The organism is Caballeronia sp. LjRoot29 (genome assembly GCF_964252755.1).
GTDB lineage: Bacteria > Pseudomonadota > Gammaproteobacteria > Burkholderiales > Burkholderiaceae > Caballeronia.
Map to the genome: position 1 here is coordinate 1 of NZ_CAXUPU020000095.1, position 873 is coordinate 873.

Here is an 873-nt window from a genome sequence, read left to right on the forward strand (position 1 = left end):
TCAGTTCGGCTGAAGATGTTCCAGCAGACGAGTGAGCAGGCTAGTTTGAGGAATGCTTCGTGAATGTCAGATCGGCGCTCGAAGCGAATGCGAAGACGCCGGAAACCATGGAGCCACGAATGAGTCCGTTCAACGACCCAACGGAACTTGCCGAGACCGCTGCCGTGTTCGGTGCGGCGCCTGGCGATGACCGGTCTGATTCCACGCTCGCGAAGTTGGCGGCGATGCGAGTCGGAGTCGTAGCCACGGTCGGCGTAGATGACCTTGGGTTTGCGAAGCGGTCGGCCGCGTGTGCCGCGAATCGGCGGGATAGCGTCGACCAGCGGCAGCAGTTGCGTGACATCATTGCGGTTCGCGCCGGTCACGATCACGCTGACAGGAACGCCGTTCGCGTCTACGAGGACGTGGTGTTTGGACCCTGGTCGTGCGCGATCGGTGGGGTTTGGCCCAGTTTTTGGCCCGCCCCAACGGCTCGCACGGACGATGAATCGACAGCCGCATATGAGAAATCGAGCTGGCCAGATTCGCGCAGCTTGTCGAGCAGTAGCCCGTGCAGCTTGTCCCACACCCCGGCCTGCTGCCAGTCGTGCAACCGACGCCAACAAGTCGCTCCAGAGCCGAAGCCCAACCGGGTCGGCAGATGGTTCCATCGCATTCCTGTCTTCAGCACAAGCAGGATGCCATTGAGTGCTGCACGGTCCGAGACCGGCAACCTTCCAGGGTATCGCTGGCGTCGCGGTTTGGGCGGTGGAAGTAGCGGTTCGATCAGTGCCCACAATTCGTCATCGATGATAGGTGCCGGCATTCCTTGATCCGTTGTTCAGGTATCCAAGGTTAACCGTTTCGTGGAAAAGTAAACAGCCCTTCCGAGCT

General features: G+C 60.4%; 2 protein-coding genes. Both read right to left on the bottom strand.

Annotated elements, in window-relative coordinates:
- A partial coding sequence (locus ACSQ83_RS35880) for an IS5 family transposase (RefSeq protein ID WP_414970462.1) occupies window positions 1–503 on the bottom strand: 503 nt, incomplete at its 3' end.
- Window positions 395–805, bottom strand: coding sequence for an IS5/IS1182 family transposase (locus tag ACSQ83_RS35885; RefSeq protein ID WP_062093255.1), 411 nt, complete (start codon window positions 803–805; stop codon window positions 395–397). The genes ACSQ83_RS35880 and ACSQ83_RS35885, both read right to left, overlap by 109 nt.
- Between the last annotated feature and the right edge of the window lie 68 nt (window positions 806–873).